The following is a 2,953-nucleotide window of genomic DNA, read 5'->3' as shown; positions in this document are numbered from 1 at the left end:
TTGTTTATCAGAGGTCAGTAAACCGTAATCGGTATAAATGCGTGAGGTGCTGCGGTGATAGTTACCGGTACCTAAGTGAACGTAGCGACGTAACTTACCATTTTCTCGTCTTAGAATAAGTAGCATTTTGGCATGTGTCTTATAACCCACAATGCCATACACTACATGGGCGCCAGCTTCCTGTAAGCGAGATGCCAGCGCGACGTTGGCTTCTTCATCAAAGCGAGCACGTAATTCCACCACAACTGTGACTTCTTTCCCCGCCTGAGCCGCACTGACCAAGGCATCTACAATCGGTGATTTAGCACCTGTACGGTAGAGGGTTTGTTTGATTGCAAGCACGCTGGTATCAGCTGCTGCTTGACGAATCATGTCGATGACGGGGGTAAACGATTGGTAAGGATGGTGCAAAAGCATATCTTGTTTACGCAGCGCGTCAAAGATATCAACATCCAGAGTTAAGCCACTTGGACGACCTTGGGTGAACGGTCTGAATTTCAGATCAGGTCTATCAACTAATGAGCAGACAGTTTGAATTCGACTCAAATTGACAGGACCATTCACCAGGTAGACATTATCACGCTCCATCGCACATTCATTACGCAGGAATTCCACCATATCTTCCGGACAGTTGTGTGCAATTTCCAAACGAACTTCATCACCGTAGTTACGCTGGGTGAGTTCGTCAGCAATGGTGGCCAGCAGGTCACTGGTTTCTTCTGTATCAATGGCTAAATCACTGTTACGTGTGACACGGAACTGGAAACAGCCTTTTATTTTCATGCCAAAAAATAAATCTTCAGCAAAGGCATGGATGATGGATGACAGGAAAACGAACTTATATTCGCCTTCAGCATGCATTTCAGCTGGAAGCTGAATCACACGTGGCAGTGCACGAGGTGCTTGCAAGATGGCATAACCACGGTCACGGCCAAATGCATCTTTACCCACCAGTGACACAATAAAATTCAAACTCTTGTTGAGTAAGCGAGGGAAGGGGTGTGCCGAATCTAGGCCCATTGGGCTGAGAATCGGTAAGATTTCTTCCTGAAAGTAGTTTTTCAGCCAGGCATTATGCTCGTCTGTCCACTGTGAACGAGGTAGAACCTGAATCGATTCTTGTTCTAATTCTGGTAAAAGCACTTCATTGAGCACACGATATTGCTCTTCAACCAGCTCATGCGCGCGCTGGTTGATTAATTTGAGGCATTCCTGAGCCGTGATTTGATCGGACTCGATGTAGGGATCACCAATTTCAATCTGCTGAATCAAACCAGCAACACGTACTTCAAAAAACTCGTCCAGATTGGTGCTGGAGATACACAAATAATTGAGACGTTCCAGCAAAGGCACATTGGTATCAAGTGCTTGCTGCAAAACACGCCAGTTGAATTCGAGTAAACTTAATTCACGGTTGATGTAAAGAGCCGGGTTATTTAAATCGAGAGTGTTTTCTTCAGTCATATTGCCTTTGCAGATCGTTATTACACAGATTTTTTTATAATAATGCAGTTTTATGACAATGCGATGAATTACCAGCGGTATTTGTCATACATTTCCGGATTTGCCCAAAAACGACTGTTCAGCCAATCTCGTTTGGGCTGGTAGTTTTCTATTGCATAACTGAAGATGCGCAAACCTTCTTCTGTTCCCGCAATATGCTTAAATCCCATCGCCAGGTAATCAGTAAATTGCCATTGGTTGTTTGTCGCTAATTCAGTGTGGCTAATCAGAATAACATGAGGCGCATATTGATTCTTGATTGTGCCAAGCCACGCCTGAGCAGCAGGTTTGTCGATGGACTCCGTTAAATGACTGATAACAGCCAAGTCTACCGCTTCGATATGTTGAAGTTGCTGCTGTGTAAACGGTGTCGCGAGATGCTGCAATCTAGTATCATTATCGGTTTGCAGACAACTTGCTGCTGTCTCTCCAGCCGTTAAAATCGTTTTAGGATTAAACTGCTCGATGAGAGGTGTCAGTAAGCTGGATAGGGCGATTGAATCAGTCATGACTAAGCAGGATAAAACATCTACTGAGTTCTGGAAACATAAACGTCTCAGTCAGATGACACACGATGAATGGGAAAGCCTGTGTGATGGCTGTGGACGTTGTTGTCTTCATAAACTAGAAGATGAAGATGATGGGCGCATGTATTACACAAAAGCCGCCTGTTCTTTATTAGATATCAACAGCTGTCGATGCAAAGACTACGATAATCGTCAAACCATCGTACCTGACTGTATTCAATTAAGTATTGAAAACGCGCATTATTTCGATTGGTTACCCGCGACCTGTGCCTATCGTCTCTTAGCCGAAGGCGAAGATTTACCCGAGTGGCATCCTCTTATAACTGGTAACCCAGACAGTGTTCACCAAGCCGGCATTTCAGTTCGTGAAATAGCACAGCCAGAAGATGATGTAGAAGAGTTAACCGAAGCCATCATTTCCCTGAGTTACGAGGCTGACTAGTTAAATGACACCACAAGAGAGTCGAGAGTTTACAGCCAGATTAGAGCAAGCAGCCATCCTGCTGCTTGAAATGGAGATTTACCGTAAACCTGATGATCTGGCTCGCCGATTTGGTCTCCCTGTTCCTGTTGTGCGTTACTGGTGGCGACAAACTGATCAGAAAACACATCCGGTTGACCAGAACCAGTTAGCACCTCGAGAAGTGAAAGTGATTCGAAAAGCATCACAAACACTAGAAGGCTGGGAAAAAGTAAAACGTTATCGACCAGAATGCGGTGCGCGCCTGCCAGGTGGTAAGCGTTGCAAACGATCTGTCGCCATCCGTTCACCTGAAGGATGGGGGATGGGCGCACTCGCTGATCGCTGTCGTTTACATGGTGGTTTATCGAAACGACCCAGAAAAAAAGTGAAAGAGGATGACGAGCTGTAATAAGCTAAACCGAACTCATCAACCCTCGCTCTGCAATCTATGATAGATAAT

At 45.1% G+C, this 2,953-nt stretch carries 4 protein-coding genes; 2 read left to right on the top strand and 2 right to left on the bottom strand.

The features are described from left to right. A partial coding sequence (ppk1, locus tag B4K20_RS15350; RefSeq protein ID WP_289283584.1) for a polyphosphate kinase 1 occupies positions 1-1,464 on the bottom strand: 1,464 nt, incomplete at its 3' end. A 68-nt stretch (positions 1,465-1,532) separates the two neighbouring features. Continuing rightward, positions 1,533-2,012 carry a DUF6231 family protein gene (locus B4K20_RS15345; RefSeq protein WP_286304551.1) on the bottom strand — a complete coding sequence of 160 codons (480 nt, stop codon included), beginning with the start codon at positions 2,010-2,012 and terminating at the stop codon, positions 1,533-1,535. On the opposite strand from B4K20_RS15345, the gene B4K20_RS15340 reads away from it, so the two are divergent. Both B4K20_RS15340 and B4K20_RS15335 read left to right on the top strand, forming a co-directional pair. Beyond that, positions 2,011-2,472 (top strand): YcgN family cysteine cluster protein, encoded by a 462-nt coding sequence (locus tag B4K20_RS15340; protein ID WP_286304552.1) that lies wholly within the window; start codon positions 2,011-2,013, stop codon positions 2,470-2,472. The genes B4K20_RS15345 and B4K20_RS15340 overlap by 2 nt on opposite strands. A gap of 4 nt (positions 2,473-2,476) precedes the next feature. Further along, positions 2,477-2,902: a hypothetical protein gene (locus tag B4K20_RS15335; protein ID WP_289244341.1), complete on the top strand. Its 426-nt coding sequence runs from the start codon at positions 2,477-2,479 to the stop codon at positions 2,900-2,902. The last annotated feature ends 51 nt before the right edge of the window (positions 2,903-2,953 follow it).

The sequence above is a fragment of the Methylophaga sp. UBA5088 genome (assembly GCF_002414625.1).
Lineage (GTDB): Bacteria > Pseudomonadota > Gammaproteobacteria > Nitrosococcales > Methylophagaceae > Methylophaga > Methylophaga marina.
Note: the sequence above shows the minus strand (reverse complement) of the source record. Positions and strands in the feature narration are given on the sequence as shown.

Coding starts and splice junctions, on each gene's coding strand:
- B4K20_RS15335 (WP_289244341.1), top strand. CDS start 2,477: ATGACACCACAAGAGAGTCGAGAGTTTACAGCCAGATTAGAGCAAGCA.
- B4K20_RS15340 (WP_286304552.1), top strand. CDS start 2,011: ATGACTAAGCAGGATAAAACATCTACTGAGTTCTGGAAACATAAACGT.
- B4K20_RS15345 (WP_286304551.1), bottom strand. CDS start 2,012: ATGACTGATTCAATCGCCCTATCCAGCTTACTGACACCTCTCATCGAG.